Source organism: Nonomuraea sp. MTCD27, from assembly GCF_041950495.1.
Taxonomy (GTDB): Bacteria; Actinomycetota; Actinomycetes; order Streptosporangiales; family Streptosporangiaceae; genus Nonomuraea.
On the sequence record NZ_JBGNUW010000010.1, the window covers coordinates 300,825 to 327,214 of the forward strand.

27 protein-coding genes are annotated in these 26,390 nt (G+C 71.1%); 16 read left to right on the forward strand and 11 right to left on the reverse strand.

Annotated features, from left to right (window positions below):
- Positions 1–2: 2 nt before the first annotated feature.
- The 3 genes from ACBJ59_RS29205 to ACBJ59_RS29215 all read right to left on the reverse strand — a co-directional run bounded on the left by ACBJ59_RS29205 (position 3) and on the right by ACBJ59_RS29215 (position 4,392).
- A complete protein-coding gene (locus ACBJ59_RS29205; protein ID WP_375113415.1) occupies positions 3–2,330 on the reverse strand; it encodes a hypothetical protein in 2,328 nt (775 codons plus the stop codon).
- Positions 2,331–2,442: 112 nt separating this feature from the next.
- Positions 2,443–3,219 carry a methyltransferase domain-containing protein gene (locus tag ACBJ59_RS29210; RefSeq protein WP_364118743.1) on the reverse strand — a complete coding sequence of 259 codons (777 nt, stop codon included), beginning with the start codon at positions 3,217–3,219 and terminating at the stop codon, positions 2,443–2,445.
- A 102-nt stretch (positions 3,220–3,321) separates the two neighbouring features.
- Positions 3,322–4,392, reverse strand: a complete 1,071-nt coding sequence (locus ACBJ59_RS29215; protein ID WP_375113416.1) for an ABC transporter substrate-binding protein — start codon at positions 4,390–4,392, stop codon at positions 3,322–3,324.
- 353 nt (positions 4,393–4,745) lie between these two features.
- Here ACBJ59_RS29215 and fdxA point away from each other — a divergent pair, with 353 nt between their 5' ends.
- From fdxA to ACBJ59_RS29230, 3 genes are all read left to right on the forward strand, one after another.
- The gene (gene fdxA, locus ACBJ59_RS29220) at positions 4,746–5,072 is read left to right on the forward strand and encodes a ferredoxin (protein WP_354905819.1); all 327 of its coding nucleotides are present in this window, start codon (positions 4,746–4,748) and stop codon (positions 5,070–5,072) included.
- Positions 5,073–5,179: 107 nt separating this feature from the next.
- Positions 5,180–6,250 (forward strand): succinyldiaminopimelate transaminase, encoded by a 1,071-nt coding sequence (gene dapC, locus ACBJ59_RS29225; protein WP_375113417.1) that lies wholly within the window; start codon positions 5,180–5,182, stop codon positions 6,248–6,250.
- Between the two features lie 92 nt (positions 6,251–6,342).
- Complete coding sequence (locus ACBJ59_RS29230) at positions 6,343–6,996, forward strand: DUF4178 domain-containing protein (RefSeq protein ID WP_375113418.1); 654 nt, start codon at positions 6,343–6,345, stop codon at positions 6,994–6,996.
- A 9-nt stretch (positions 6,997–7,005) separates the two neighbouring features.
- On the opposite strand, the gene ACBJ59_RS29235 is transcribed toward ACBJ59_RS29230, so the two are convergent.
- On the reverse strand, positions 7,006–7,818 hold the full coding sequence (locus ACBJ59_RS29235; protein WP_375113419.1) for a hypothetical protein: 813 nt from the start codon (positions 7,816–7,818) through the stop codon (positions 7,006–7,008).
- 37 nt (positions 7,819–7,855) lie between these two features.
- Here ACBJ59_RS29235 and ACBJ59_RS29240 point away from each other — a divergent pair, with 37 nt between their 5' ends.
- The 6 genes from ACBJ59_RS29240 to ACBJ59_RS29265 all read left to right on the forward strand — a co-directional run bounded on the left by ACBJ59_RS29240 (position 7,856) and on the right by ACBJ59_RS29265 (position 12,645).
- Positions 7,856–8,689 carry a 2,3,4,5-tetrahydropyridine-2,6-dicarboxylate N-succinyltransferase gene (locus tag ACBJ59_RS29240; protein WP_375113420.1) on the forward strand — a complete coding sequence of 278 codons (834 nt, stop codon included), beginning with the start codon at positions 7,856–7,858 and terminating at the stop codon, positions 8,687–8,689.
- Positions 8,689–9,744, forward strand: coding sequence for a succinyl-diaminopimelate desuccinylase (dapE, locus tag ACBJ59_RS29245; protein ID WP_375113421.1), 1,056 nt, complete (start codon positions 8,689–8,691; stop codon positions 9,742–9,744). The genes ACBJ59_RS29240 and dapE overlap by 1 nt, the downstream gene beginning before the upstream one ends.
- 228 nt (positions 9,745–9,972) lie before the next feature.
- Positions 9,973–10,770: a TIGR00730 family Rossman fold protein gene (locus ACBJ59_RS29250; protein ID WP_364118730.1), complete on the forward strand. Its 798-nt coding sequence runs from the start codon at positions 9,973–9,975 to the stop codon at positions 10,768–10,770.
- Positions 10,771–10,781: 11 nt separating this feature from the next.
- Complete coding sequence (locus tag ACBJ59_RS29255; protein WP_375113422.1) at positions 10,782–11,366, forward strand: TIGR00730 family Rossman fold protein; 585 nt, start codon at positions 10,782–10,784, stop codon at positions 11,364–11,366.
- A 95-nt stretch (positions 11,367–11,461) separates the two neighbouring features.
- Complete coding sequence (locus ACBJ59_RS29260; RefSeq protein WP_375113423.1) at positions 11,462–12,094, forward strand: hypothetical protein; 633 nt, start codon at positions 11,462–11,464, stop codon at positions 12,092–12,094.
- Entirely contained in the window at positions 12,091–12,645 is a 555-nt protein-coding gene (locus tag ACBJ59_RS29265) for a DNA-3-methyladenine glycosylase I (RefSeq protein ID WP_375113424.1), read from the forward strand. Before ACBJ59_RS29260 ends, ACBJ59_RS29265 begins: the two co-directional genes overlap by 4 nt.
- Here ACBJ59_RS29265 and ACBJ59_RS29270 read toward each other — a convergent pair.
- From ACBJ59_RS29270 to ACBJ59_RS29280, 3 genes are read right to left on the reverse strand one after another with little or no spacing between them, the layout of a single operon-like run.
- A complete protein-coding gene (locus ACBJ59_RS29270) occupies positions 12,605–14,863 on the reverse strand; it encodes a polysaccharide lyase 8 family protein (RefSeq protein WP_375113425.1) in 2,259 nt (752 codons plus the stop codon). The genes ACBJ59_RS29265 and ACBJ59_RS29270 overlap by 41 nt on opposite strands.
- Before the next feature lie 36 nt (positions 14,864–14,899).
- Positions 14,900–15,676, reverse strand: a complete 777-nt coding sequence (locus ACBJ59_RS29275; protein WP_375113426.1) for an enoyl-CoA hydratase-related protein — start codon at positions 15,674–15,676, stop codon at positions 14,900–14,902.
- Positions 15,673–16,470, reverse strand: a complete 798-nt coding sequence (locus ACBJ59_RS29280; protein WP_375113427.1) for a PaaX family transcriptional regulator C-terminal domain-containing protein — start codon at positions 16,468–16,470, stop codon at positions 15,673–15,675. The genes ACBJ59_RS29275 and ACBJ59_RS29280 overlap by 4 nt, the downstream gene beginning before the upstream one ends.
- Positions 16,471–16,630: 160 nt before the next feature.
- Here ACBJ59_RS29280 and ACBJ59_RS29285 point away from each other — a divergent pair, with 160 nt between their 5' ends.
- A complete protein-coding gene (locus ACBJ59_RS29285; RefSeq protein ID WP_020545024.1) occupies positions 16,631–16,798 on the forward strand; it encodes a DUF3117 domain-containing protein in 168 nt (55 codons plus the stop codon).
- A gap of 77 nt (positions 16,799–16,875) precedes the next feature.
- The gene (locus tag ACBJ59_RS29290) at positions 16,876–18,279 is read left to right on the forward strand and encodes a leucyl aminopeptidase (RefSeq protein ID WP_375113428.1); all 1,404 of its coding nucleotides are present in this window, start codon (positions 16,876–16,878) and stop codon (positions 18,277–18,279) included.
- Positions 18,280–18,319: 40 nt separating this feature from the next.
- Here the strand turns inward: ACBJ59_RS29290 and ACBJ59_RS29295 are convergent, their stop codons facing one another.
- Positions 18,320–18,958 carry an O-methyltransferase gene (locus ACBJ59_RS29295; RefSeq protein ID WP_375113429.1) on the reverse strand — a complete coding sequence of 213 codons (639 nt, stop codon included), beginning with the start codon at positions 18,956–18,958 and terminating at the stop codon, positions 18,320–18,322.
- A 196-nt stretch (positions 18,959–19,154) separates the two neighbouring features.
- Here ACBJ59_RS29295 and sigE point away from each other — a divergent pair, with 196 nt between their 5' ends.
- From sigE to ACBJ59_RS29315, 4 genes are all read left to right on the forward strand, one after another.
- Positions 19,155–19,787, forward strand: a complete 633-nt coding sequence (sigE, locus tag ACBJ59_RS29300) for an RNA polymerase sigma factor SigE (RefSeq protein ID WP_364118717.1) — start codon at positions 19,155–19,157, stop codon at positions 19,785–19,787.
- A gap of 1 nt (position 19,788) precedes the next feature.
- On the forward strand, positions 19,789–20,316 hold the full coding sequence (locus ACBJ59_RS29305; protein ID WP_375113430.1) for an anti-sigma factor family protein: 528 nt from the start codon (positions 19,789–19,791) through the stop codon (positions 20,314–20,316).
- A 165-nt stretch (positions 20,317–20,481) separates the two neighbouring features.
- On the forward strand, positions 20,482–22,314 hold the full coding sequence (locus ACBJ59_RS29310; protein ID WP_375113431.1) for a trypsin-like peptidase domain-containing protein: 1,833 nt from the start codon (positions 20,482–20,484) through the stop codon (positions 22,312–22,314).
- Positions 22,315–22,542: 228 nt separating this feature from the next.
- On the forward strand, positions 22,543–22,911 hold the full coding sequence (locus tag ACBJ59_RS29315) for a sec-independent translocase (RefSeq protein ID WP_364118711.1): 369 nt from the start codon (positions 22,543–22,545) through the stop codon (positions 22,909–22,911).
- 57 nt (positions 22,912–22,968) lie between these two features.
- On the opposite strand, the gene ACBJ59_RS29320 is transcribed toward ACBJ59_RS29315, so the two are convergent.
- On the reverse strand, positions 22,969–24,105 hold the full coding sequence (locus ACBJ59_RS29320) for a P-loop NTPase (RefSeq protein WP_364118709.1): 1,137 nt from the start codon (positions 24,103–24,105) through the stop codon (positions 22,969–22,971).
- Positions 24,106–24,318: 213 nt separating this feature from the next.
- Here ACBJ59_RS29320 and ACBJ59_RS29325 point away from each other — a divergent pair, with 213 nt between their 5' ends.
- Entirely contained in the window at positions 24,319–24,738 is a 420-nt protein-coding gene (locus ACBJ59_RS29325) for a MarR family winged helix-turn-helix transcriptional regulator (protein ID WP_375113432.1), read from the forward strand.
- Here ACBJ59_RS29325 and ACBJ59_RS29330 read toward each other — a convergent pair.
- Entirely contained in the window at positions 24,710–25,189 is a 480-nt protein-coding gene (locus ACBJ59_RS29330) for a DUF1003 domain-containing protein (protein WP_364118705.1), read from the reverse strand. The genes ACBJ59_RS29325 and ACBJ59_RS29330 overlap by 29 nt on opposite strands.
- The gene (locus ACBJ59_RS29335) at positions 25,179–26,387 is read right to left on the reverse strand and encodes a magnesium transporter MgtE N-terminal domain-containing protein (protein ID WP_375113433.1); all 1,209 of its coding nucleotides are present in this window, start codon (positions 26,385–26,387) and stop codon (positions 25,179–25,181) included. Before ACBJ59_RS29335 ends, ACBJ59_RS29330 begins: the two co-directional genes overlap by 11 nt.
- Between the last annotated feature and the right edge of the window lie 3 nt (positions 26,388–26,390).

Genomic DNA, 26,390 nt, shown 5'->3' on the forward strand with positions numbered 1-26,390 from the left:
GCTCAGTCCAGCAGTTCGAGCAGGTCGCGGTCCCCGCGTTCGCGGAGCCTGTCGAGCAGTTCGGGCAGGGCGACCGGGCCTGTCATGCCGATCCTGGTGGCGATCACCCTCGCCGCCTGGTCCCGGGTGCCTCCCGGCGCCGTGTAGCCGACCAGGCGCAGCGCCTTGGTGATCTTCTCGGCTCCCTGGGCGGCGACCGGGAGGTGCCGGGCCCGCAGCACCCCCTCGTCCGACAGCGTCAGGAACAGGTGCCCGCCCTCCCTGGCGCCCACGTCCATGAGGAGGCGCTCGATGGACTCCAGCACCGGCCGGCCGTGCCAGGTCATCGTCAGCTCGCCCGCGGCGCTCCTGACCGTCCTGCTCTCGCCCGGCGACAGGCCCAGGTACGACGCGAACCCCGTCGGCAGCGCGCACTCGCCACCCGCCAGCTGCTCGGCCGTCACGTCGATGCGCAACCACCACCGGCCGTCGGGCTGCCGGAAGCAGCGCCTGGTCTGGGAGACGTCCTTGAGCGGCTGGTACGGCTGCTCCGGCTCGTGCGCCCCGCCGTTGGTCTCGCCGACGGGCGGGGCGACCGGGGTGAACGCCTGGAACTGCGGCGGGCCCGGGGGAGGCGGCGGCGGCAACTGCACCGGGCCGAACGCCGACTGCACCAGCTCCACCGGCGGCTGCGGTTGCGGCTGCGGCGGGAGCTGGACCGGGGGCAGCTGGACAGGCGGCGGGGACGGGGCCAGGGTCGCCAGCACGAACTGCCAGGCCGGGACCTCCAGCGCGCGGATCTCCACGTTGTGCCAGGCGGCCGCGCCGATCAGCTGCTCCTTGGGAGCCGTCGGGCCGAGGGTCCTGACCAGCTCGTCCAGATGCGCCCGGTACGGGGCCGCTTCCTCGCTGGCCAGCCAGTGGTCGAGACGGGTGCGCAGCTCGTTCTCGGTGGCGGCGATCTCGGCCGGGGGGACGGCGAAGAGCTTGGCCAGCTGGTCCACGGCGGAGGGCTCGTCGGTGAACACCCGATTCTGCGCCACGGCCCAGCTCTTGTCGTCGAGCCCGGCGAACGCGGCCTCGATGAGCTCGGGCAGCTCCTGCTCCTGCTCGTCGTGGTCAGGCTCCCGCTCGGCGGCCTCGTCCGCGTCCTCGGCCTCCTGGAATGCGGCCTCCTGGAATGCGGCTTCCTGGGGTGCGGATTCCTGGAGCGCCGCCTCCTGGAGCTCGGCGGCCTCCTGGGCGGCCGGCTCGGGGGCGGGCTCATCGGCGGCGTCCAGCACGGGCTCGGGCTCCGGCTCGGGCGCCTCGTCGGCCGTCGGTTCCGCATCGGCGTCCACGACCCGCTCGGCGCCCTCCGGCACCTCGCCGTGCGGCGCCGCGTCCTCGCCGGACGGCGTCTCCTCATGGGCGGGGACGTCCCCATGGGCGGGGACGTCCTCATGAGCCGCGGCGACCTCGTCCGGCTCGCCCTCCGGGGCGGTGTCGCGCTCCTCGGGGGCCTCAGCGGCGTGCTGCACGGCGAAGGACTCGAAGGCGGGCTCCTGGCCCGCGGCCCCGTGCTCCGGCGCCGCAGCGACCGGCTCAGCCTCCTCCGCGGGAGCCTCCTCCGCGGGAGCCTCCTGCGCGAGAGGCTCCTCCGCGGCGGGCTCCTCCGCGGGACCCTCGTGCGCGGAAGCCTCGTGCGCGACCGGCTCCTCGTCGAGGGGCTCGTGCGCCAGAGACTCGTGCGCGGAAGGCTCCTGCGCGGGGTACTCCTGGGGTTCCCGCTCGTGGACGGCCTGCTCCTCCACGGCCCGCTCGTGCGCGAAGGGCTCGTGGGCCAGCGGCGCCGGCGCGACGGCGGGCGCCTCGGCCTCCCGAACGACGGCGGGCGCCGCGGCCTCCGGCGTGACCGGGACGGGCGTGGCGACGTGCGGGCGCGCGTGCGCGTGCGGATGCTCGTGCGAGTGCGCGAGACGTACCAGGACGGCCGAGAACAGCGTGTTCAGCACCGGCCGCGCCTGGATGAAGGGCTGGTCCACCAGCTCCCGGCTGGTGAGCGCCAGCAGCCCGGCCCACGACCCCGCCCGGTCGAGCGCGATCGCGACGGCGGGCTCGTCGGCCTCGTCCGGGTCAAGGACGTGCAGTGCCGGCAGGACGTCGCCCACCGCGGCCGCGGGCCAGTGCTCCAGGGCGATCTCCGTCAGCAGCTCGCCCAGCGACTCGGGGCCGATCGCCGTCAGGACGAGCGGCATGGGCAGGCTGCGCCACCATGCGTCCGGCAGGTCCGGCTGCCCGGTGAGTAGCGTGATCGTCGACGCGTCGCTCCACCTCAACGGTGGTACGAGGTCGCTCAGGCAGAAGTTCATCCCGTTCCGTTCACCAGCCCCTCACGCCGCCGCAGCGGTGCAGCCATAATCTCGCCGCCCACGGAACAGACCATAGTCCGGCAAAACAGCCCTACGCATCATGCCCGACGCATCAACGCCGAACAGCGGCAAAGCGTAGACGCACGTAGTCGGCCATCCAGCCAGTCTCCCTGCGAAGTGCGGGCGCGGCCAGTTCGTTGACGCGGTGGAGCAGGGGCTCAACGATCTCCGGGGGGAGCCCTTCGAGCACCGATCCGGCGAACATGCGCACCCAGTCGGCGGCCCCGCCGGGGCACTCGTCCAGGGGGGTCGGCCGGTCGAAGTATTCGAGCAACCTGACCACGAACCCCTCCTGCTCGAGGCGGCGGGCGTACTCGGCAGGCGTGGGAAAGTACCACGGCAGCTCGGGTTCGCGCAGGCCGTATTCGCGCCAGGCGGTCAGCATCGCGGTGGTCAGCTCGGCGCAGTTCCCGGCCCCGCCCATCTCCGCGACGAAGCGCCCGCCAGGCGTGAGAGCCTCGCGGACGCTCGCGATCACGGCGCCGGGATCGCGGCTCATCCAGTGCAGCGCGGCGTTGGAGAAGACCGCGTCGTACGGGTTCACGACCGTGAAGTCGTGCCCGTCGCCGACGATGAAGTTCATGCCCGGGTACTGCGCGATCGCCTTCTCGATCATCGCGGCCGAGCCGTCGATGCCGAGGACGTCCGCGCCCCTGAAGGCGATCTGGGCGGTCAGCACCCCGGTGCCGCAGCCGAGGTCGAGCACGCGCTCGCCGGGTCGGGGGTCGAGCAGGTCGACCAGCGGCGCGCCCTGCGTGGAGACGTAGCCGAAACTGCTGTCGTAGGCGCGACTGTTCCACCGCTCCAAGCTCGGTGTGTCGTATCGCAAGACGATCAGCTCACATTCGATCAGACGTCGGGCCCCCGTGGCCGTGCTGTCTGTTCACTTTAGAGCCTGATCGTCCCTACGACATATCAAGTCACTTCGGACTCATCCCACGCTCTTGGCCCACTCCTTCCTGAGGTACGCCTTCGCCGCGTCTGCCTGCGGAATCGTCATGAGCACGGGAGGCCCGGGTGCCTTGGGCAGCTTCGCGGCCTGCTCGGCGTCGAGCGTGCCCTTCATGAGCATCGCCTCGCCGCGCGCCGGGCGGGTGTAGCCCTTCTGGAGCAGGTTCTGGCCCTCGTCGGAGAACAGGAACTCCTGCCAGAGCCGGGCCGCCGCCGGGTGCGGGGCGGCCTTGTTGATCGCCTGCACGTGATAGCCGCCGAGCGCCGAGTCCCGGGGGATCGTCACCTTCCAGGCGTCGGCCTGGTGCGCGCTGCGGGCGGCGTTCAGGTGATCCCAGGCCACGACCACGTTGGCCTTGGCCAGGTCGGTGAGCTGCCCGGCCTGCTTGAGCTTGGCGAACAGCGCCACACCCTGCTCCGGCTGCGGCACCCCCGAGCGCATGGAGGCCGCCATGACGCCCCCGAACGCCGCCGCCGAGCGCAGCGGGTCGCCGTCGAGCGCGACCTGGTAGCCGGGTTTGAGCAGGTCCGCGAAGGAGGCCGGCGGCTTGACCTTGCGCGGGTCGTACCCGATGGACATGTAGCCGCCGTAGGCGGCGTACCAGGCGCCGGACGGGTCCTTGACGTGGTCGGGCAGGTCCTGCCAGCCCTGCACCTTGTACCGGGCGAACCGGTCGGCGCCGGAGACGGCCATGTCCATGGTCAGGTCGAACACGTCGGGCTTGAGTTGCGCGGCGGCGTCCAGCTCCCGCTTGCTGCTGGCGCCGGGCTCCAGCTCGTTGACCTTGATCCCGTATTTGTCGGCGAAGGTGTCGATGATCTCGCCGTAGTTGGCCCATTCGCGGGGCAGGGCGATCACGTTGAGCTCGCCCTCCCGCTTGGCGGCCTCGGCGAGGCGGTCCATGGTGCCGAAGCCGGCCTTCAGCGAGCTCGCCTGGGCGTTGACCGGCGGCAGGTTCTTGGCCTCCGAGGTGCGGGAGTCCGTGGACGACGCGCCGCATCCGGCGCTGGCGAGGATGGCTGCTGCGGCGGCGCAGGTACGTACAGTCACAGAACGAATACTTACTGTTACATACGCCCAGGTCGAGGAGGCGCGGCCGGAACGACCTTGGCGGCCACGAGTGTCTCCTCGGGAATCTCCACCACGGTGCCATCTCTTTTGCGAACTTTGAGCACTCCGTCCGCCCAGGACACGAGGATTCCCACCGCGTCGCGAAACCCGCCGGGCACGCGTCTACGAGTAGTGATGCGTGCCCCTATATCCTTGCTTGTGATGGCGATGACGAGGCGTGCGGCCACGAGTTTGCCACCCTCCGTTTCGGCCAGCTGGCAAGCACGGCAATACTAGGGCCTAGCAAACCGCGGTCAGAGTCATGCCATGGTGCGGAGAAGAAGGAGCTCGAGGTGACCTACGTCATCGCGCAGCCTTGCGTGGACGTCCTGGACAAGGCGTGCATCGAGGAATGCCCCGTCGATTGCATCTACGAGGGCGAGCGCATGCTTTACATCCACCCCGACGAGTGCGTGGACTGCGGCGCGTGTGAGCCTGTGTGCCCCGTCGAGGCCATTTTCTACGAGGACGACCTTCCCGAGCAGTGGAAGGACTTCTACAAGGCGAACGTGGACTTCTTCGAGGACCTCGGCTCGCCCGGTGGCGCCTCGAAGGTCGGCAAGATCGACAAGGACCACCCGGTGGTGGCGGCGCTGCCACCGCAGGCCGAGGAGCACTAGAGGACTGGCGCCACTCCGTCCGTGCACGGGGGCATCCGGGTGGATGCGCCCCGTTCGCGCGGCGTGCCCACGCGCACCGGTACGGCACTGCGACACCCTGGAGAATCGTGAACAAGCTGCCTGACTTCCCCTGGGACCGGCTGGAGCCGTACAAAGCACGCGCGCTGGCACACCCCGACCGCATCGTCGACCTGTCGATCGGCACACCGGTCGACCCCGTGCCGCCGATCGTCCAGGACGCCCTCGTGCGGGCGGCCGACAGCCCCGGCTATCCCTTCACCCACGGCACCAAGGCGCTGCGCGAGGCCGCCGCCGGGTGGCTGAGCCGCAGGCACGGCGTCACGGTCGACCAGCAGGACGTGCTCCCGCTGATCGGCTCCAAGGAGTTCGTCGCCTGGCTGCCCACCTACCTGGGCGCCGGGCGGGTGGTCTTCCCCGAGCTGGCCTACCCCACCTACGACGTGGGCGCCCGGCTGGCCGGGGCGGTGGGCACGGCGTCGGACAGCACGCTCGCGCTCGGCCCCGAGCACGTCGACCTCATCTGGATCAACTCCCCGGGCAACCCCACGGGCCGGGTGCTGCCCCCCGAACACCTGCGCAAGGTCGTGGCCTGGGCCCGCGAACGCGGCACGGTCGTGGCCTCCGACGAGTGCTACATCGAGCTCGGCTGGGAAGAGGAGCCGATCTCGATCCTGCACCCCGACGTCTGCGGCGGCTCCCACGAGGGGCTGCTCGCGGTGCACTCGCTCTCCAAGCGCTCCAACCTGGCCGGCTACCGCGCCGGGTTCGTGACGGGCGACCCCGTCCTGGTCAAGCGGCTGCTGGAGACCCGCAAGCACGCGGGCATGATCATGCCCCAGCCCGTGCAGGCGGCGATGACCGCCGCGCTCGGCGACGACGAGCACGCCGACCGGCAGCGCGAGCTCTACTCCGCCCGCCGCGCCCTGCTGCGCCCGGCGCTGGAGAAGGCCGGGTGGAGCATCGACCACTCGACGGCCGGGCTCTACCTCTGGGCCTCGAACGGGCAGAGCGCCTGGGATCAGGTAGGCAAACTCTCCGAAATCGGCATTTTGGTCGCGCCGGGAGAGTTCTACGGATCAGCAGGTGGACGGCACATCCGCATCGCTGTTACCGCTACTGATGAGCGGATCGGTGCGGCGGTGCGCCGGCTCCAGTAGGATCGCCCGTCAAAGCCCGCCTTGCGGGCTCGATACGCATAAATCGATAAGGGCTTATGCCGAGGCAGACCGCGAGTGGAGCGAGCTGATCGATGAGCATGACCTCCATGGTCGTTCTCGGGCTGGGCATCGCCACCATCCTGCTGCTGCTGGGCGCCTTCTGGGCCACCCTGCGGCAGGACAGGAGGGGCCGCTCGGCCGCGCCGGCCGAGGTCGCTCCCATCGAGACCCCGCTGGCGGCGCCGGTCAGCGCCCCGGGCCAGGCCGGCACCGACTACACCGACCCGCGCACGATCCGGGTCGGCGACCGGATCGAGGTGCACGGGTCACCCGCGCGGGTGCTCGGTGCCATGTACGTCTCCTGGCAGGGTCAGCAGTGGACCGAATTCCTGCTCAGGGACGCCTCCCGGCGCTTCCAGTGGCTCTCGGTCGAGGTGCGCGACGGCAACCCGCCACACCTTGAGGTGCATCTCTGGACCGACGTGCCGACGCAGGGCATGGTGCCGGCCAAGAGCATGCTGATCATGGAGGGCGTGGAGTTCTTCCCCATCGAGCGGGGCACGGCCGCGTTCAGGAGCGAGGGCGACACGGGCAACCCCGACAGGGGGCTGCTGGACTTCGCCGACTACCGCGCCTCGGACGGGCGGCTGCTGTCCTTCGAACGCATCCAGGGCAGCGCCTGGACCGCCAGCTACGCCCAGCCCCTCCCGCCCGGCTCCATCTCCATCGTCCGCCGCGCGTCCTGAAGGGCCCCGTCAGGCCAGCTCCACCTGGCGGTTGTCGGCCTGGCCACCCTTCTGCCAACCTTCGAGCTCGACGTTGTTGGACCAGGTCGCCCCGCTGTACTGGACCCGGCTGAGCGCGTATTTCTCCGCGTGCGCCACCCACCAGGCCGCCACCAGCCACCCGCGCTTCGTCGTGGTGATCGCCGTGCTCCCCAGCGCCCTGGCGAGCTGCTTGCGCGCCTCGGCGGTCCGCGGCTGCGGCGCGGGGGTCTTGTCCGAGGGATAGAAGCAGTGCACGGACTGCGGCACCCGCCCGGTGAAGGCGGCCGCCAGGAGTTTCGCGTCCGACTCGTGCGGCGCGTACGCGTAGCCGCCCGCCGACCGCTGGACCGCCTGCGCCGCCTCGGCCAGCGGGATCTTCCGGTAGTTCTTGACCTTGACCAGCGCGGCGAAGAACTTGTTCGTGGCGTAGACCGGGTCCATGAGCTGCTTCTTGGTGCCCCAGCCCTGCGACTCCCGCTGCTGGAAGACCCCGACCGAGTCGCGGTCGCCGTAGCCGACGTTCTCCAGCTTCGACTCCTGCATCGCCGTCGCGTACGCGATCACCACGGCCCGCTCCGGCAGCTTGCGCCGCGCCGCGACGGCCGCGATGGTGGCCGCGATCTGCGCCTGATGCGGGAACAGGGACAGCACACCGTCGGGGGTCGTCACGCTGCAGTAGGCCTCGGGAACACGCAGCGGCGTCCTTTTCAGCAGCTGGTAGAGGCCCACGGAGACGCCGACGGCCAGCACGACGACGATGATCGCGATGGTGATGACTCCACGGGAGAAGCGCAGGTGCACCCTGAAAAACCTACCCGGCCGGATAAGCTCCGTGGCCATGAGTCACGTGAGCACCTCGTCACCGGTACCCTCCGTGGTGGACGAGTTGTGGGAGCGCCGCGCGGAGCTGTCACCGGCCGACGTCGAGGCCCGCCATCTGGTGGCCGGCGCGGTGGACCTGCTCGACAAGGGCGAGGCCAGGGCCGCCCGGCTGGTGGGCGGCGAGGTCGTCGTGGACGAGCGGGCCAAGCGGGCCATCCTCCTCAGCTTCCGGGTGCTCGGCATGGGCCGCTCCCAGGTGGGCGACTTCCACCACCACGACAGGCACCCGCTGAAGAGCACCTTCGACGGCGTGCGGGTGGTGCCGGGGGCGATCGCGCGCTGGGGCTCGTACCTGGCGCCGGGGGTGGTGCTGATGCCGTCGTTCACGAACATCGGCGCGTACGTGGACTCCGGCACGATGGTCGACACCTGGGCCACGGTCGGATCCTGCGCCCAGATCGGCAAGAACGTGCACCTGTCGGGCGGCGTGGGGATCGGCGGCGTGCTGGAGCCGCCCAACGCCGTGCCGGTCGTCGTCGAGGACGACGTGCTGATCGGCAGCCGGGCGATGATCGTCGAGGGTGCCCGGGTCGGCCAGGGAGCGGTCGTCGGGGCCGGCACGATCCTGTCCGCCTCGATCCCGGTCATCGACGCCGAGACAGGCGAGGAGCTGGCCCGCGGCCAGGTGCCCGCGTGGAGCGTGGCGGTGAGCGGCACGCGGCAGAAGGAGTTCCCCGGCGGCACGTTCGGCCTCCCGTGCGTGCTGGTGATCAAGCGCCTGGAGCCGGGGCGGCGGCATGACAAGGCGGCACTCAACGAGGTGCTGCGCGAACACGGAGTGAACACCTGATGCTTGACCTGACCCAGGACGTACGCGACCTGACCGCCGCCATCGTGGACATCGAGTCGGTGAGCGGGGGCGAGAAGGCGCTGGCCGACGAGGTCGAGCGGGCGCTGGCGGCGCTGCCGCACCTGAAGGTGACCAGATCGGGGGAGACGGTCGTCGCCCGCACCGAGCAGGGGCACTCCGAGCGCGTGCTGATCGCCGGGCACCTCGACACCGTCCCCGTCGCCGGCAACCTGCCCAGCCGGGTGGAGGGCGACCTGCTGTACGGCTGCGGCACCTCCGACATGAAGGCCGGCGTGGCGGTCGCGCTCAGGCTGGCGGCCACGGTGCCCGCGCCCAACAGGGACGTCACGTACGTCTTCTACGACTGCGAGGAGGTCGAGGCCGAGCGCAACGGCCTCACCCGGATCGCCAGGGACCACGCCGGCTGGCTGGCGGCCGACTTCGCGGTGCTGATGGAGCCCACCGACGGCGTGATCGAGGGCGGCTGCCAGGGCACGCTGCGGGCCGAGGTCACGGTGACCGGCAAGCGCGCCCACAGCGCCAGGTCGTGGTTCGGGGTCAACGCCATCCACGGGATCGAGCCGGTGCTGGCCCGGCTGAACGCCTACGAGCCGCGCCGGCCGGTGGTCGACGGGCTCGAATACCACGAGGGGCTGAACGCCGTCGGCGTGCGGGGCGGGGTGGCGGGCAACGTCATCCCCGATCTCTGCGTGGTGAGCGTCAACTACCGCTTCGCGCCCGACCAGTCGATCGAGGAGGCGGAGGAGCACGTACGCGAGGTGTTCGACGGGTTCGCCGTGAGCCTCGTGGACGCCGCGCCCGCGGCCCGGCCGGGGCTGACGCATCCGGTGGCGGCGGCCTTCACCGCCGCGGTCGGCGGCACACCGCGCGCCAAGCTGGGCTGGACGGACGTCGCCCGCTTCTCCGCGCTGGGGGTCCCCGCCGTCAACTACGGTCCCGGCGATCCGAATCTCGCGCACCAGCAGGGCGAGTACGTGTCGCTGCCGAAGATCGTGGACAGCGAGCGGGCGATGCTGGACTGGCTCACAATATGAAAGTGGCCTTCCTCGCCGGCCATTTGGCGGGGAAGACCACTTTCAGTCCCGAGCAGCACCCTCGCCGATTAGACGCGGGGGAGTCGAAATTCGGTTCCACGGTTCTTTCAAGATTTTTTAGATCCCTGTTCTGCCTGGGTAACCAGCGATTTCGCTCGCCGCGGGCAGTCTAGGAGCTCGACCGGGCCGGGGGACCGGCCATGTGCGAGAGAGGCTAGCGTGATCCGCATGAACCAGATACGCCGGGAACGCCGCCAGGGTCAGGCAGTCGTGCGTGGCAGCCTCGTCCCCACCTCCACCCACGACCAGCGCCTGCTGGCCCGCCAGGGTCCCTCCGACTGGGTGCACATGGACCCGTGGCGGGTGCTGCGCATCCAGGCGGAGTTCGTGGAGGGCTTCGGCCAGCTCGCCGAGCTGCCCCCGGCGGTCACCGTCTTCGGCTCGGCCCGCACCCCGTCCGACTCCGCCGAGTACGAGATGGGCCGCGGGCTCGGCCGGCGCCTGGCCGAGGCCGGCTACGCCGTGATCACGGGCGGCGGGCCCGGCGTCATGGAGTCGGCCAACCGGGGCGCGAGCGAGGTCGAGGGCGCGGTGTCGGTCGGGCTCGGCATCGAGCTGCCCTTCGAGCAGCGCATGAACGACTACGTCGACCTCGGCATCGAGTTCCGCTACTTCTTCGTGCGCAAGACGATGTTCGTCAAATACTCCTGCGGCTTCATCGCCCTGCCCGGCGGCTTCGGCACGCTCGACGAGCTGTTCGAGGCGCTCACGCTGGTGCAGACCCACAAGGTCACCTCCTTCCCCGTGGTGCTGATGGGCACGGAGTTCTGGGGCGGGCTGCTCGACTGGATCAAGGGCACGCTGCTGAGCACCGGGAAGATCGCCCCGCAGGACCTCGACCTGATCACCGTCACCGACGACGCCGACGAGGCCGTACGCATCATCGTCGACTCCGACCTGGCCCGCTCCAGGCAGCGCGAAGAGGAGCAGGAGGCCACCGCCGTCCAGACGGCGGAGCCCCAATAGGCTTTGCCGACGTGAATATCTGCGTGTTCTGCGCCTCGAGCCTCACCATCGACCGGAAATACATCGAGCTGGCCGCGAGCGTCGGCACCGAGCTCGCCAAGCGGGGCCACACCCTGGTGAGCGGCGGCGGCTCGGTCTCGTGCATGGGCGCCGTCACCTCGGCCGCCCGCGCCGCCGGCGGTCACACGGTCGGCGTGATCCCCCAGGTCCTGGTGGACATGGAAGTGGCCGACGAGGAGTCCGACGAGCTCGTCGTCACGGCCGACATGCGCGAGCGCAAGGGGATCATGGACGCCCGCTCCGACGCCTTCCTGGTGCTGCCGGGCGGCATCGGGACGCTGGAGGAGCTGTTCGAGATCTGGACGGCGCGGGTGCTCGGCATCCACGACCGCCCCTTGGTGCTGCTGGACCCCTGGGGCCTGTACGAGCCGCTCAGGAAGCTGGTCACGGGCATGTACGACGAGGGCTTCACCCGCCCCGACGTCTTCGACGCGATCTCCTGGACCTCGACCGTCGATGAGGCGTTCGCCCACCTCGAATCGCGGGCGCAGCCGGTGCGTCCCAGCGTCGCCGAGCTGGGCGAGGCCACCGGCTGACCTGCGCCGCGGCCGCGCCCGGAGAGGGTACGCGCGGAATGCGCTACTTGTGGTGGACCGCTCATCGCGGTCCGCCATGTGAGTACGATGCCAATGTGCTGGTCATACTCGCCATCGCCGCCCTCGCCATCCTGGCCTGCGTGGTCCTGGTCTCCCTGGGCAGGGGCGGTGAGCTGACCGAGTTCCCGCCCGACGTGCCGCCGCTCGACCTGCCCGAGGCCGGGCAGCTCACGGCGGTCGACTTCATGGCGCTCCAACTGCCGGTCAACCTGGTCGGCTACCACACGCAGAGCGTCGACGAGACCCTGCGCCGGGCCGCGGGCGCCATCAGCGCGCGCGACACCCGGATCGCGGTGCTGGAGCAGCGCGTCTCCGAGCTGCTGTCGAGCCGGCTGCACGCGCGCCAGGAGATCTACGCCGCGCCCGGGGCCGGGCCGCGCACCGAGCACGAGCCCGAGGCGCCGGCCGAGTCCCGCGAGCTGCCGGAGTCAGGCGACCCCGTGTCCGCCAGCGGGGCCTCGGTGTCCTGGGACGGCGGCGCGGAGATGAAGCACCCGCCGGAGGAGCCGGAGTGGCGCGTGCCCCAGCCCGACGCCGAGCAGCCCGCCGAGACCTCGGAGACCGCCGAGCTCTCGCAGGACGGGGACGGGGAAGGGAAGGCCGCCGGCGAGGCCGGGGAAGAGCCCGTACGCGCCAGCCTCGGCAAGGACGGGGACGATCGCGCGTGACCGAGCCGGTGATCCGCTGCGCCTGGGCGGGCATGGCCGACCCGATGTACATCGCCTACCACGACGATGAGTGGGGCCGCCCGCTCAGGGGTGACGACGAGGTCTTCGAGCGCGTGTCGCTGGAGGCGTTCCAGTCGGGCCTGTCGTGGCTGACGATCCTGCGCAAGCGGGAGAACTTCCGCGCCGCCCTCGACGGCTTCTCGATCCCCAAGGTCGCCGCGTACACCGAGCACGACGTGGAGCGTCTGCTCGGCGACGCCGGGATCGTCCGCAACCGCGCCAAGATCGAGGCGGCCGTGGCCAACGCCCGGGCCGCGCTCGACCTGTCCGGCGGCCTGTCCGACCTGGTGTGGCGACACGCCGACCCCGACGCGCCGGTGCCGAAGACGATGGCCGACGTGCCCGCCGTCACCCCCGGCTCGAAGGCGCTGGCCAAGGAGCTGAAGAAGCACGGCTTCAAGTTCGTCGGCCCGACCACGGCCTACGCGCTGATGCAGGCGATCGGCCTGGTCAACGACCATATCGAGGGTTGCCTGGCACGAACGAGGTGAGCTCCACGCTGTGGCTGCGCCCCAGCGACCCGCCGAGCTTGACCGTGACGACCGGCACCTTCCCCGTCCGCACCGACACCGTGTCGTCGGCCCGCGCCACCCAGCGCGCGCCGCGGCCGAGCGTGATCGTCACGACGTCCACCGTCCTGCTCGGATCGGCCACGGCCAGGATGAGCCGTTCGCGGGCCCGGCGCAGCAGCACCATGCACGGCGCGTCCACCTCGACGAGCCCGATGCCGCCCGCCGCCCAGAACGTGGCCCCGAACAGCCCGCGCGTCTCCACGGCCTGCAGCCGGTCCGTATTGGACAGCACCCGCACCGGACGGCTGCCCCGGAACGACCGCGTCCGCTCCCGCGTCGCGTTCGGCAGCAGCACGTAGCTGTAGCCGGCGTCCACGGGATCCACGCCGTGGTCGAACCAGAACGTCACGTAGGGCCGCGTGACGGGGTCGAAGGCGCCCGCGGTGTCGTCGCCCGTGTTGATGTCGCGCCACCGGCCCGTACGCGTCTCCACGAGCATCCTGGCCCCGTCGAACACGTAACCGCCCACCCCCGGCAGGTGCGCCCACCCGTCCCCCATGTACGGCCGCTCGGGTGTGGCCCGGTTGTCCACCACGGTCTCGATCGTGCGCCCGTCGGAGCCGGTGATGCCGCTGCCCAGCGCCACCACGGCCGAGTCCAGGCAGAACCACGACTTGCGGGCCCGCAGGCTGACGCCGTCGCCGACCAGCTCCATGGCGGCGACGCCGTACCGGCCCTCCAGCGCCACGCCGCCCGCCCACGCGTTGGCCGGCCGGTAGGCGCGGAAGCTGAGGTCCTCGCGCCGGCGCGTGTCCACCGTGGTCCCCGGCAGCCGGTACGGGTCCACCGTCGGCCAGAAGTCCTGCCCGTAGTGGCCCAGGTCGGAGCCGTAGAGACAGGTCATGCCGTCGCCGGTGTACCAGCCGTGCAGGTTCTCCCCGTTGATCGCCTCGTAGGCGGCGATCCGCTGCGAGGACAGGCTGATGGCCAGGGACCAGCCCGGCCGCCGGTGCACCACCCGGTCCATGCAGGGGAACACGAAGTGCCCGACGGGCCCGGGCGCGGCCTCCAGGGCCTTGTCGTCCAGCACCGCGACCGCCCGCCGGGTCTCCGGCACGTTCGCGTGGCCGAGGTAGGGCCGGGCCCTGCCGCGCTCGATCCAGCCCTTGGCCAGCTCCCTGAACCGGCTCCGGTACGGCTCCGGCGAGCTCTGCGCCAGCAGCAGCACGGCCCCGATCAGGCCGTGACCGGCCACGCTGTCGGAGAACGCCTGCCGGGTGGCGGCCCGCCCCCTGACGGTGTCCATGAGCAGCCCGTCGTGGACGAACGGCGCGAAGGAGCGCTCGACCGCGTCCAGCACCACCCGCCGCCCGGGATCGTCCACCTCCCACGGCGAGCCGTCCAGCAGCGCCAGGGTCTCGGCGACCGCGATGAGCAGGGACAGCCCGTAGGAGCCGGTGTAGGCGAGGTCGCCGTGCTGGATGAACGAGCCGTCGCGGTAGAAGCCGTCGCCGCAGTCGGCGTACCCGAACACGCTGTGCCGCCCGCCGTCCCGCACGTCGGACAGCCCGTCGCGGGCCAGGGCCAGCTTGCCCGCGCTGCGCCCGGCCACGCCGCGGAAGGCGACGATGGCCGCCTTGTCGGCCCGGTTGGCGCCGCTCTCGCTGGCGTCGGGCCAGCCGGCGCGGCGGTCGGCGTCGGGGCAGAACCGGTCGATCGCCCCCAGGTACGCCTCCAGCCTGCCCTCGTCGAGCCGGTCGCCGAGCAGGACGCACGTGCGGGCCAGCTCGGCGGGCGTGCCGATCTCCCAGAACCACCAGTTGCCGGTCTCGGGGAGCGCCGCGTTGTAGTGGCGCTCGTGGAGCACGTCGAGCGCCTCGACCACCTTCGCCACCACGGCGTCGTCGCCGTGCTGGGCCGTGCCGCCCGTGGCCCAGGCGGTGGCGATCAGGCGCAGGCGGCCGTAACTGCCGGTGACGTTGCCCGGCCGCCCTTCGAGCGGCAGATCCGGCCAGATCAGGCCGGGCACCATCTGGGCCAGCCACTCCGCGGCCCGTCCGCCCAGCGCGGCCAGCGGCCGGACGTAGACCGGGTCGGAGGCGTCGAACTCACCTCCGGTGAGCAGGGTCACGGCGGTCGCGCGGAGAGCCTCGAAGTCGTGCGGGGCGGGCGGGCGCGGGGCGTCGGATGGGCGCATGGCGCTAGCTTTACCCATACGGGTGTGATGGATCAGTTACTCAGCGTCGAAGGTTGGCAGTTCTTTCGCCAGGAACGCTCGGGTGGCGTTCTGGTGGTCATGGGTCGCGACGCATTCATCTTGTAGGTCGGCTTCGAGGGCCAGCGCGTCGGGCAGCGCGTGCGTCGCGGCGTAGGCCAGGGCCCGCTTGGTGGCCGCGTAGGCCAGGGTCGGGCCCTGCGCGAGACGTACGGCGAGGTCGTGGGCGGTCTTCAGCAGGTCGTCGGCGGGCACCACGCGCGTGACCAGGCCCAGCTCCAGGGCGCGGGCCGCGTCGAGCGGCTCGCCGAGCAGCATCAGCTCGGCGGCGCGGCCGTGCCCCACCAGGCGCTGCAGCGTCCACGACGCGCCCGAGTCGGGCGACAGGCCGATGCCGGCGAACGCCAGCGCGAACTTGGCCTTCTCCGAGGCCACCCGCAGGTCGCAGGCGAAGGCCAGGGACGCGCCCGCGCCCGCGGCCACGCCGTTGACCGCGGCCACCACCGGCTTGGCCATGGTGCTGATCAGCTCCACGATCGGGTTGTAGTGCTGGCGCACGGTGTTGGCCAGGCCGCGGCCCGCCTCCAGGTTCGCGGCGTGCTCGCGCAGGTCCTGGCCCGCGCAGAAGGCCCGGCCCGAGCCGGTGAGCAGGACGGCCCTGACCGAGCGGTCGGCCGCGGCCCGGCGCAGCGCGGCGTAGAGGGCCTCCTTGGTCTCGGCGGTCAGCGAATTCATCGCGTCGGGGCGGTCGAGGGTGATGGTGGCGACGGCGTCGGCCACGTCATAGCGGATCAAATCAACTCCCTGTCGACGAACGCGGCGGCTGCGGGCAGCAGCCGGGCTGCCTCCTGCTCGAAGTAGGCCCTGGCCTTCTCGCCCGGCCAGCCCGCGGGCAGCAGTTCGGGCGGCAGGCCGGGGTCGCGGAACAGGAAGTTGCGCCAGCCGTGCACCAGCCGGCTCCGCGTGGCGAACACCTGGTCGGCCGGGGCCGTCTCGGGCAGCGTGCTGATCAGCGTGACAGCCTCGGCGTGCCAGTGCTCGTACGCCTCGCCGATGGCGGTCAGATCCCATGCCCTGGCGACCAGCTCGCGCGGGTCGCCCTCCAGCGCCGCGTCGAACCTGTCGGCCCGCACGCCCTCGCTCTCCAGCAGGTTGTCCAGCTCGATCGAGGAGCGTGGACCGATCCAGGTGCTTTCGGACAACGACGCGTAGCCGAGAAATGTCAGATCGGCTCTGAGCCGCTCCCTGCGCGGCCGCTCCTTGACCGGCTCGAAGACGATCACGTGCCAGCGGCCGTGCCAGGTCAGCGTTCCGGCTCGGTAAATTCTCAGCGCGGCCTCATCCAGCCGCCTGACGCATTTCGGCGTCAGCCCGTAACCCGCTCCCTGAGGGAGTCTCACGGGTCGCAACCACCCCTGCCGCACCATGCGTGAAACCGCTGTCCTGACGGCCGGAGCGGCGATTTCGAGGGGCTTCATCAGGCGTACGAGAGAGGCGACGGACGCCTGTCCACCGCGCGAACGCAGGTGGTCTCCATAGAGATCGAACAGAGCGGCGCGAGCGTGCACGAAGTCCAGTTTGGACGTCATCGCACGCCTCGACAACGCATTCTGGGAGGAGATCGTTACCCATGAGGGCTCTCGATGCGGGAGAATAGGACATCACAGAAGACGTGAATGCGCCGACCACCCCCCACGGGAGGTCGGAAATCGCGGGCCGCGGGAGCCCAAGGCAGGAAGGGATGCACGCATGGCGGCGATGAAGCCGCGGACCGGCGATGGTCCGCTCGAGGTCACCAAGGAAGGGCGCGGCATTGTCATGCGGGTCCCCCTGGAGGGTGGCGGCCGGCTCGTCGTGGAGATCTCCGCCGACGAGGCAAAGGCGCTCGGCGAGGCGTTGAAGAACGTCGTCGGCTGAGAGCTCCCGAGACAACTTGATCCACGACCCTGGCGTAACCACGGCGCCAGGGTCGCTGACGTTTGAGGAGATGTTCCGTGCCCATTGAGACCACTGCGTCGGTGGTCGCCGAGGTTCCCGACGACGCCGAGCTGCTGGCCGTACCCTACGCCTCCGACCTCAGCCCCGCGGTCGATCTGCACCTGCCGGTGTCCGACCTGCTCGCGCACTACGAGGCCAAGGGGGAGGCGGGAGAGATCGTCGAGGTCCCGGTGGCGCGGGGCGGCGGCATCGGGCGGGTCCTGCTGTACGGGGTGGGCGACGGCTCGCCGCGTGCCCTGCGCAGGGCCGCCGCCGCGCTGACCCGACGGGCCAAGGGCCGGGACACGCTGACCGTGGCGGTGCCCGAGGGCGACGTCACCGCGTTCGCGGAGGCCGCCCTGCTGGCCGCGTACACGTTCCGGATCGGCGAGGCCGGCAAGAAGGCCGTGCGGGCGCTGGCGTTCGCCGGGGCGGACGAGGGGCAGGTGCGGCGGGCGGAGACCGTCGCGCACGCGGTGGCGCTCGCCCGCGACCTGGCCAACACGCCGTCCTCCGTCAAGGACCCGGCCTGGCTCGCCGAGCGCGCGGCCGAGGTCGGCCTGCCGGTGGAGGTCTGGGACGAGGAGCGGCTGCTGGCCGACGGGTTCGGCGGCATCCTCGCCGTCGGCAGGGGCTCGGCCAGCCCGCCGCGGCTCATCCAGCTCTCCTACACGCCCGCCGAGCCGGCCGACCGGCACGTGGTGCTGGTGGGCAAGGGCATCACGTTCGACTCGGGCGGGCTGTCGCTCAAGCCGACCGACAACATGAAGACCCAGAAGACCGACATGGCCGGCGGCGCGGTCGTCATCGCCGTGCTGGGCGCGCTGGCGGCGCTGGGCGCGCCCGTACGCGTCACCGGGCTGATCGCCGCCGCCGAGAACATGCCCTCGGGCACCTCCCAGCGGCCCAGCGACGTCATCAAGCACTACGGCGGGCGCACCGTCGAGGTGCTCAACACCGACGCCGAGGGGCGGCTCGTGCTGGCCGACGCGCTGGCCTACGCCGACGCCGTCCTCGACCCCGACGCCGTCGTGGACATCGCCACGCTCACCGGGGCCATCACGGTGGCGCTCGGCCGCAACGTCGGCGCCGTCTACTCCTCCGACGACGTGCTGGCCAAGCAGCTCGTGGAGGCGGGGCAGAGCGCCGACGACCGGCTGTGGCGGATGCCGCTGATCGAGGACTACACGCCCGCGCTGGAGTCGTCGATCGCCGACCTCGCCAACGTCGAGGCCGGGTCCAGGTTCGGGGCGGGGTCGATCACGGCGGCGTTGTTCCTGCGGGAGTTCGCCGGGGATCGGCCGTGGGCGCACCTCGACATCGCGGGCGTCGGGCGCAGCACCGTGGAGGAGGGCACGCTCAGCAAGGGAGCCACGGGGTTCGGCGTACGCGTGCTCCTGGAGTGGCTCACCCGCGGCTAGCCCCTGGGAGCTGGGCGCGCCCGCGTCCGGCTCCCCGCCGCTAGTCGGAGACCTTGATCGCGGCCAGCAGGCCGTCGCCGAGCGGCATGAGCACCGAGCGCAGCCGCTCGTCCGACTGCACCAGCTTGCCCACCTCGCGCAGCGCCACCGTGTCGGTGTCGCGCTGCGTGGGGTCGGCCACGCGGTGGTGCCACAACATGTTGTCGAAGGCCACGATGCCGCCCACGCGCAGCAGGCGGACTGCCTCGGCGAGGTAGTCGGCGTATTCCTGCTTCGCGCCGTCGGCGAAGACCATGTCGTAGCCGCCGTCGGACAGCCGCGGCAGCACGTCGAGCGCGCGGCCCGAGATGAGGCGCACCCGCCCGCCCGAGAAACCGGCCTCCGCGAACGCCTGTCTGGCCAGCCGCTGGTGCTCGGGCTCGACGTCGACGCTCGTCAGCGTGCCGTCCGCGCGCATGCCGCGCAGCAGCCACAGCCCCGAGACCCCGCAGCCCGTGCCGACCTCGACGACGGACTTGGCGTTGACGGCGGTGGCGAGGAAGCACAACGCCGCGCCGCCGCCGGGAAGGATGGGCGTGGCCCCCATCTCCAGCCCGCGCTGCCGCGCCGCGTGCAGGATCTCATCCTCGTGATGGAACTGCTCCGCATAGGCCAGAGTGGCCTCCACCGGAGTGGTCATCGGCCTCCTCCCCACACTTTCGTTCTGGTTGCTCGCACCAGTCGCAACACGTCATACACGCCATTGCCACCGATCGCAGCCTAGGGGAGACACGCCGGGACGGGAACTCAGGAGGGACCTAAGGCGTTGCAGGTTTAAACGGGCTTTGCCGGTCCGGAAGGCAGGCAGTGCGCACGAAGGGACGAAACCAGGCACTATGGCGGTAGCGGTGGTCCCAGAGAGAGGAGTTCTGGTGGACGAAAGCGACCACCAGACCGATACTCCGATGTCGTCCGACTGGACGCCTCCCACATGGGAGGAAGTGGTGCGGACACACTCCGCACGTGTGTATCGGCTGGCCTACCGGCTGACCGGCAATGTCCACGATGCCGAGGACCTGACCCAAGAGGTCTTCGTCCGGGTTTTCAGGTCGCTGTCGAGCTACACCCCCGGCACGTTCGAGGGGTGGCTGCACCGGATCACGACGAACCTGTTCCTCGACATGGCGCGGCGCAAGCAGCGCATCAGGTTCGAGGGACTCGCCGACGACGCCGCCGAGCGGCTTCGCGGCCGCGAGCCCTCTCCGGCGCAGGCGTTCGACGACGCCCACCTGGAGCCCGACATCCAAGCCGCCCTCGACGCACTCGCCCCCGAGTTCCGGGCCGCGATCGTGCTGTGTGACATCGAGGGCCTGTCTTACGAGGAGATCGCGGCCACGCTCGGCGTCAAGCTGGGTACGGTCCGAAGCCGTATTCACCGTGGCCGGGCGCAGTTGCGGGAGGCGCTCGACCACCGGGCCCCCCGTACTACCCAACTCCCCCCGACCGTGATCCGTGGGGAGGAAGTCTGATATGGCTCATCTTGGAGAACGTGTTTCCGCGCTCGTCGACGGAGAGCTCAACCACACCGAACGCGAGCGCGCGCTCGCCCATCTGACTTTCTGCGCTGACTGCAGGCGCGAGGTCGAGTCGGTGCGGGCGCTGAAGTCGCGCCTGCGCTCGCTCGACACACCGGCGATGCCGGCGGACCTGACGATGTCCCTGCTCCGGATGGCGGAGCCCGGGGGCCCGCTGCCGCCGAGGGAGCGCCCTTTCCCCACGCGCACGTTCGGGGGAGTGCCCATTCCTGGGCCGCACAGCATCGCTCCGCTGGACAACCGCCCGCGCAGGGACGCCATCGGTGGAGCCTCGGGCCCTGGTCGTGGCGCTAGGCGGCGGACGACGTACGTCGCGGTCGGGATGGTCTCCGCGGCCGTGGCGCTCGGCACCTTCTTCGCGGCGAGCGGCGTGGGGCAGAACAATCCGGCCCCACCGGTTGAACTGTTCCAGCAGCCGGCTCGTACTACGCCTACGAACGCGCCTTCGACCGCCACGCCTTGACCCCCCGGTATGCCGGAGACACTCGGTTGGCGTAGTCGGCGGCGCGCGGGGCATACGATCTGGGTTCGGGAATTGTTACAGACAAGTCCTGATAAAGCTTTATAGCCCTCGTATGCCGCAAGAGCGAGGATTGCGGTGGCCGAGCCAAGGAGTGGTGAGACTTAGATGACCGACGAGACGCGCCCCACCGAAGGACGCACGACGTCGGACTCCCCCGAGCCACAGGGGCGGCCGGACTTCCTGCCCGCGGACGGCGACCAGAACGGCATGCGGCCCGAGCCGCCCGCCTCGTTCGGCTCGTCGTGGGGCGACCCTTCGGGCCGGCCCGAGGTCTTCGGCACGCCGCCGTACGAGCCGCGTTCGTACGACTCCCCGAGCGGCCCTTCGTACGGAGCCCAGGACAACCCTGCCCAGACCGGCCCCCAATACGGCGCTCCCTCCTTCGGCTCGCCGGAGGCGGGGACCCGCTCCTACGACAGCCCGTCGTTCGGCCCCCCGGAAGGGGGCCCACGCTCCTTCGACAGCGGCCCGTCGTTCGGCCCGCCCGACACGGGGTCGCGGTCCCACAACAGCCCGTCGTTCGGTTCCTCCGACACGGGCCCGCGCTCGTACGACAGCGGCCCGTCGTTCGGCCCGCCCGACACTGGCACGCGTTCCTACGACAGCCCGTTCTTCGGCGCCCCGGACGGTGGGGCGCGCTCCTATGAGGGACCGCCGCTCGGCGGCTCCTCCGACGGGCCGTCGTTCGGCGCTCCGCCCTCCTACGGCGGCGGGACCCCGCCGCCACCGCCGCCGCGCCAGGCCCTCCCCATGGGCGCGGGCTGGGCGCCGCCGCCTCCGGGCGCGCAGGGCTCGGGCGCTCTGAGGCGCGGGCCCTCCATCGGGTTCCTGGTCGCCATGGCCGTGGTCATCGCCCTGGTGGCCTCGCTGCTCGGCAGCGTCGGCACCTACCTGCTGACGAAGCCGACGGGCAGCAACGACCCCTCCTACAGCCTTGGCCCGCTCCCGACCGGCGCCACCAACCGGGCACCCGACTCGGTGGCCGGCGTGGCCTCGCGGGTGCTGCCCAGCGTGGTCTCGCTGGAGGTGGGCAACGGCAGCAACACCGAGGGCGCGTCGGGCTCCGGGTTCCTGATCAAGAACGGCTACGTGGTCACCAACAACCACGTGGTCTCGCTGGCCGCCAAGGGCGGCGAGATCCGGATCATGTTCAACAACCGCAAGACCACCTCGGCGCGCATCGTCGGCCGTGACCCCGGCTCCGACCTGGCCGTGGTGAAGCCGGAGGAGACGTTCGGCACGCCGGAGATCACCCTCGGCAACTCCGACCAGGTCGTGGTCGGCGACCCCGTCATCGCCATCGGCTCCCCGCTGGGCCTGACCGGCACGGTGACGACCGGCATCGTCAGCTCGCTCAACCGCCCGGTCATCGCCGGCGACGACACCGGCACCAGCACCGAGGAGCCCGCCTACATCAGCGCCATCCAGACGGACGCCGCCATCAACCCGGGCAACTCCGGCGGGCCGCTGGTGAACGGCCGGGGCGAGGTCGTCGGGGTGAACTCGGCGATCGCCACGCTCGGGCGCTCGATGAGCAGCCAGAGCGGCAGCATCGGCCTGGGCTTCGCGATCCCCGTCAACCAGACGCGGCGGGTGGCCGAGGAGCTGATCACGACCGGCAAGGCGAAGCGGCCCAAGATCGGCATCGTCCTGGACAAGGACTACCGGGGGCAGGGCGTACGCATCGCCTCGGAGCCCGCCGGGGGGCAGCAGCCGGTGGACGCCAACGGGCCCGCCGGGAAGGCGGGGCTGAAGGCCGGTGACGTGATCCTGGAGATCGACGGGCTGGCGCTGCAGGACGGGAACGAGCTGATCGCCCTGATCCGCAGCAAGTCGCCGGGGGCCAAGATCACCATCAAGTACCAGCGGGCGGGGCAGGAGCGTACCGCCACGCTGGTGGTGGTCGCCGACGAGGAGCCGACGCCCACGCCGTCCTGACCGCACCGCCACGCTTTCCCACCGCGCCGCAGCAGGCATCCGCCTCCTGCGGCGCGGCCGTTTCTCGGGCGGAAGGCCGTTGCCGGGTGAGCTGAGCGGGGCGGGTGGGGGGTCGTTCCCGCCGGTGATATGACCTAGGGGAGACGACCGACCTACCCCCAGGAGCCCTTAGTCTGTGGATAGGCCGGGGTTGTCCTCGGAGAGGTTGGACTGCGGTAGGAGCTCACGGTGTTCGGACTCGGGTGGATGGAGATCGGAGCGCTGATCGTGATCGCGCTGCTCGTCTTCGGTCCGGAAAAACTGCCCCAGGCGGCCTCACAGGCGGGCAGGACGCTGCGCAACCTGCGCCGGATGGCCAACAACGCGCGCGACGACCTGCGCGCCGGTCTGGGGCCGGAGTTCCAGAACTTCGATCCCGCCGACCTCAACCCGCGCAACTTCGTGCGTAAGCATCTCCTCGACGACATCGAGGACGACTGGAACAACACCGACAAGTCGCGCGAGCTGGAACCCGCCACGACGGCTCCCTACGTGCCCGAGCCGGTCGATGAGCTCAATTATGGGGAATTGCCCCCGTACGACTCAGAAGCGACCTGAGAAGCCCCTCACGAACGCGAAAGGGCCCGCCCCCAAAGGGAGCGGGCCCGTTCGGTCTCAGCGGCGCGGTGCCAGGCCCAGCTGGAGGCCCTTCAGGCTGGAGGAGCGCTTGCTCAGGTCAGCCGCGATCTTGCGCAGTTCGGCGGCCGCCGGGGCGTCCGGCTCGGTCAGCACCAGCGGCTTGCCCTCGTCGCCGCCCTCGCGCAGCCGCAGGTCGATGGGCACCTGACCGAGCAGCGGCACCCGGGCGCCCAGCGTACGCGTCAGCGCGTCGGCCACCGTCTGTCCGCCGCCCTCGCCGAACACCGCGATGCGCTCGTCGCAGTGGGGGCAGGGCAGCCACGCCATGTTCTCGATGACGCCGGCGATCTGCTGGTGGGTCTGGGCCGCGATCGAGCCGGCCCGCTCGGCCACCTCGGCGGCGGCCATCTGCGGCGTCGTCACGACCAGGATCTCCGCCGACGGCAGCCGCTGGGCCACCGAGATGGCGATGTCGCCGGTGCCCGGAGGCAGGTCGAGCAGGAGGATGTCGAGGTCGCCCCAGTAGACGTCGGCGAGGAACTGGTGGAGCGCCCGGTCCAGCATCGGACCGCGCCACACCACCGGCGTGTTGCCCTCGGGCTTGAACATCCCGACCGAGATGACCTTGATGTCGTGGGCCACCGGCGGCATGATCATGTCCTCGACCTTGGTGGGCCGCTCGGCGGCGCCCAGCATGCGAGGAATGCTGTGACCGTAGATGTCGGCGTCGACGATGCCGACCTTGAGGCCGCTGGAGGCCATGGCGGCGGCGAGGTTGACCGTCACCGAGGACTTCCCGACGCCGCCCTTGCCGCTGGCCACCGCGAACACGCGGGTCAGCGAGCCCGGCTGGTTGAACGGGATCTCCTTCTCCGGCCCGCGGTCGCCCCGCAGCTTGGTCTGCAGCGTCTTGCGCTGCTCCGTGCTCATGACGTCAAGTTCGATCTTGACGCCCGTCACACCTTCGACCTTGGAGACGGCGTTCGTCACGTCGCGGGTGATGGTGTCCTTCATCGGGCAACCGGCCACGGTGAGGTAGACGCCAACGCGCACCGCCCCGTCGGGAGCGATCTCGATGCTCTTGACCATGTCGAGATCCGTGATCGGGCGACGGATCTCGGGGTCGATGACGGTGGACAGTGCCGCCGTCACCAGTTCCTGGGTTGGTGCCATCGAAGTCTCGGCACGAGGGAGTGCCGTCCCTCCTTTGTCGGTATATGTGTGACAGGCGCTGGGCGCCAGCGAGGATGCCCCTCCATGGTATGAACCGGAGCCCTCGCTGGGTTAATCCGCACTGTTAGATGTCTGTGCAACAACGTCTAAGGTTACTCCGTGACTCTTCTGGGCGACGAGGGCCTGACCGTAGAGGAACTGACGGTTTGGCGCATGTTGCAGCGTGCACAGGTGCGCATCACCCGCCACCTGGAGGCGGAGCTGCTCGTCGCCCACGAGCTGCCGCTGGCCTCGTACGAGGTGCTCATGCAGCTCGCGGAGGCCCCGGAGCGGCGGCTGCGCATGAACGACCTTGCCGCTCGCGTGCTGCTCTCCCGCAGCGGCCTGACCAGGCTCATCGACCGGCTGCAGCGAGATGGGCTGGTCACGCGGGAGGCCTGCGCCGACGACGCCCGCGGGCTCTACGCGGTGCTGAGCGATCTCGGGGCGGCGCGGCTGGCCGAGGCGACGCCGACCTACCTGCGCGGCATCAGGACCCAGTTCCTCGACCTGCTGGGGTCGGGGGAGATCGCCCAGGTGCGGGCGATGCTCGCCAGGCTCGACCTCACCGGCGCTCCTCAGGGGTGTTCCTGAGCTCCTCCAGCAGCTTGCCCAGCTCCGAGCGCAGGTAGTCGCGGGTGGCGACCTCGTTCAGCACCAGGCGCAGGCCCGCGATCTCGCGCGTCAGATATTCGATCTCGGCCTGGTTGCGCTCGGCGGTCTCGCGGTCCTGCTCGTACTGGATGCGGTCGCGGTCGTCCTGCCGGTTCTGGGCCAGCAGGATCAGCGGCGCGGCGTAGCTGGCCTGCAGGGACAGCATCAGCGTGAGGAAGATGAACGGGTAGGGGTCGAACTTGAGGTTGGCGGGCGCGAACACGTTCCAGATGCCCCAGACCGCCACGAACACGGTCATGTAGACGATGAACCGGGCGGTGCCGAGGAAGCGGGCGATCTGCTCGGAGAGGCGGCCGAACGCCTCCGGGTCGTAGTGCGGGCGCAGCGAGCGGCGCAGGGCCCGCGGCTGGTCGAGTCGGTCAGACGTCACGGTCGGCCCTCTCGCGCCAGTCCTCGGGCAGCATGTGGTCCAGCACGTCGTCCACCGTCACGGCGCCGACGAGCCGGCCCAGCTCGTCGACGACGGGGGCGGCGACGAGGTTGTAGTTGGCCAGGTAGTAGGTGACCTCGCGCAGCGTGAAGTCCGGCCTGATCGGGTCGATCGACGGGTCGATCACGCCGCCGAGCAGCGTGGACGGCGGCTCGCGCAGCAGCCGCTGGAAGTGCGAGACCCCCAGGTACGTGCCCGTCGGCGTCTCCGTCGGCGGCCTGGTGACGTAGACCTGGGCGGCCACGGCGGGCGTCAGGTCTCCCTGCCTGATGTGCGCCAGCGCCTCCGCCACCGTGGCGCTGGGCGGTAGGATCACCGGCTCGCTGGTCATCACGCCGCCCGCGCTGGTCTCCGGGTATGTCAGCAGCCGCCGCACCGGCTCGGCCTCACCGGGCTCCATCAGCGCCAGCAACTCGGCCGCCTTCTCCTCCGGCAGGTCGTTCAGCAGGTCGGCGGCGTCGTCGGGCCCCATCTCCTCCAGCACGTCGGCCGCGCGCTCGGGCTCCAGCGTGCCGAGGATCCCGATCTGGTCGTCGGGCGGCAGCTCCTCCAGCACGTCGGCCAGCCGGGTGTCGTTCAGCGCGCGGGCGATCTCGACCCGCCGCTTGCTGGGCAGGTCGTGCAGCGCGCTGGCCATGTCGGCGGCCCGCAGCGACTCGAACGCGGCGATCAGCCCGGCCGCCCCCTGGTCCTTCTGCAGCTTGTCGAAGCCCGACACCTCGCCCCAGTCGACGGTCCGCGGCTCGCGCCGCCGGCCCTTGTAGACGGCGACCTTGGTGATCTCCCAGGTGGACGGCTTGATCTCCGCCATGGCCACGTCGTAGACGGTCATGGGCTCGTCGCCGAGGCTCACGGTGAGGTCGAGCATCTCGCCGATGACCAGCGTCTCGGTGCCGCGCTGCTCGAACCTGCGCATGTTGAGCCGCCCGGTGAAGACCACGGACCCGGCCTCGATGCGGCGTACGCGGGTGATGGGCAGGAAGACGCGGCGGCGCGGTTGCACCTCCACGACGAAACCGTGGACGTTGGGCCGGCCGCCGATGCGCAGCCCCACCACGACGTCCCTGACGCGGCCGATCTGGTCGCCGGCCGGGTCGAAGACCGGTGTCCCCGCCAACCGGGCCACGAAGATCTGCACGTG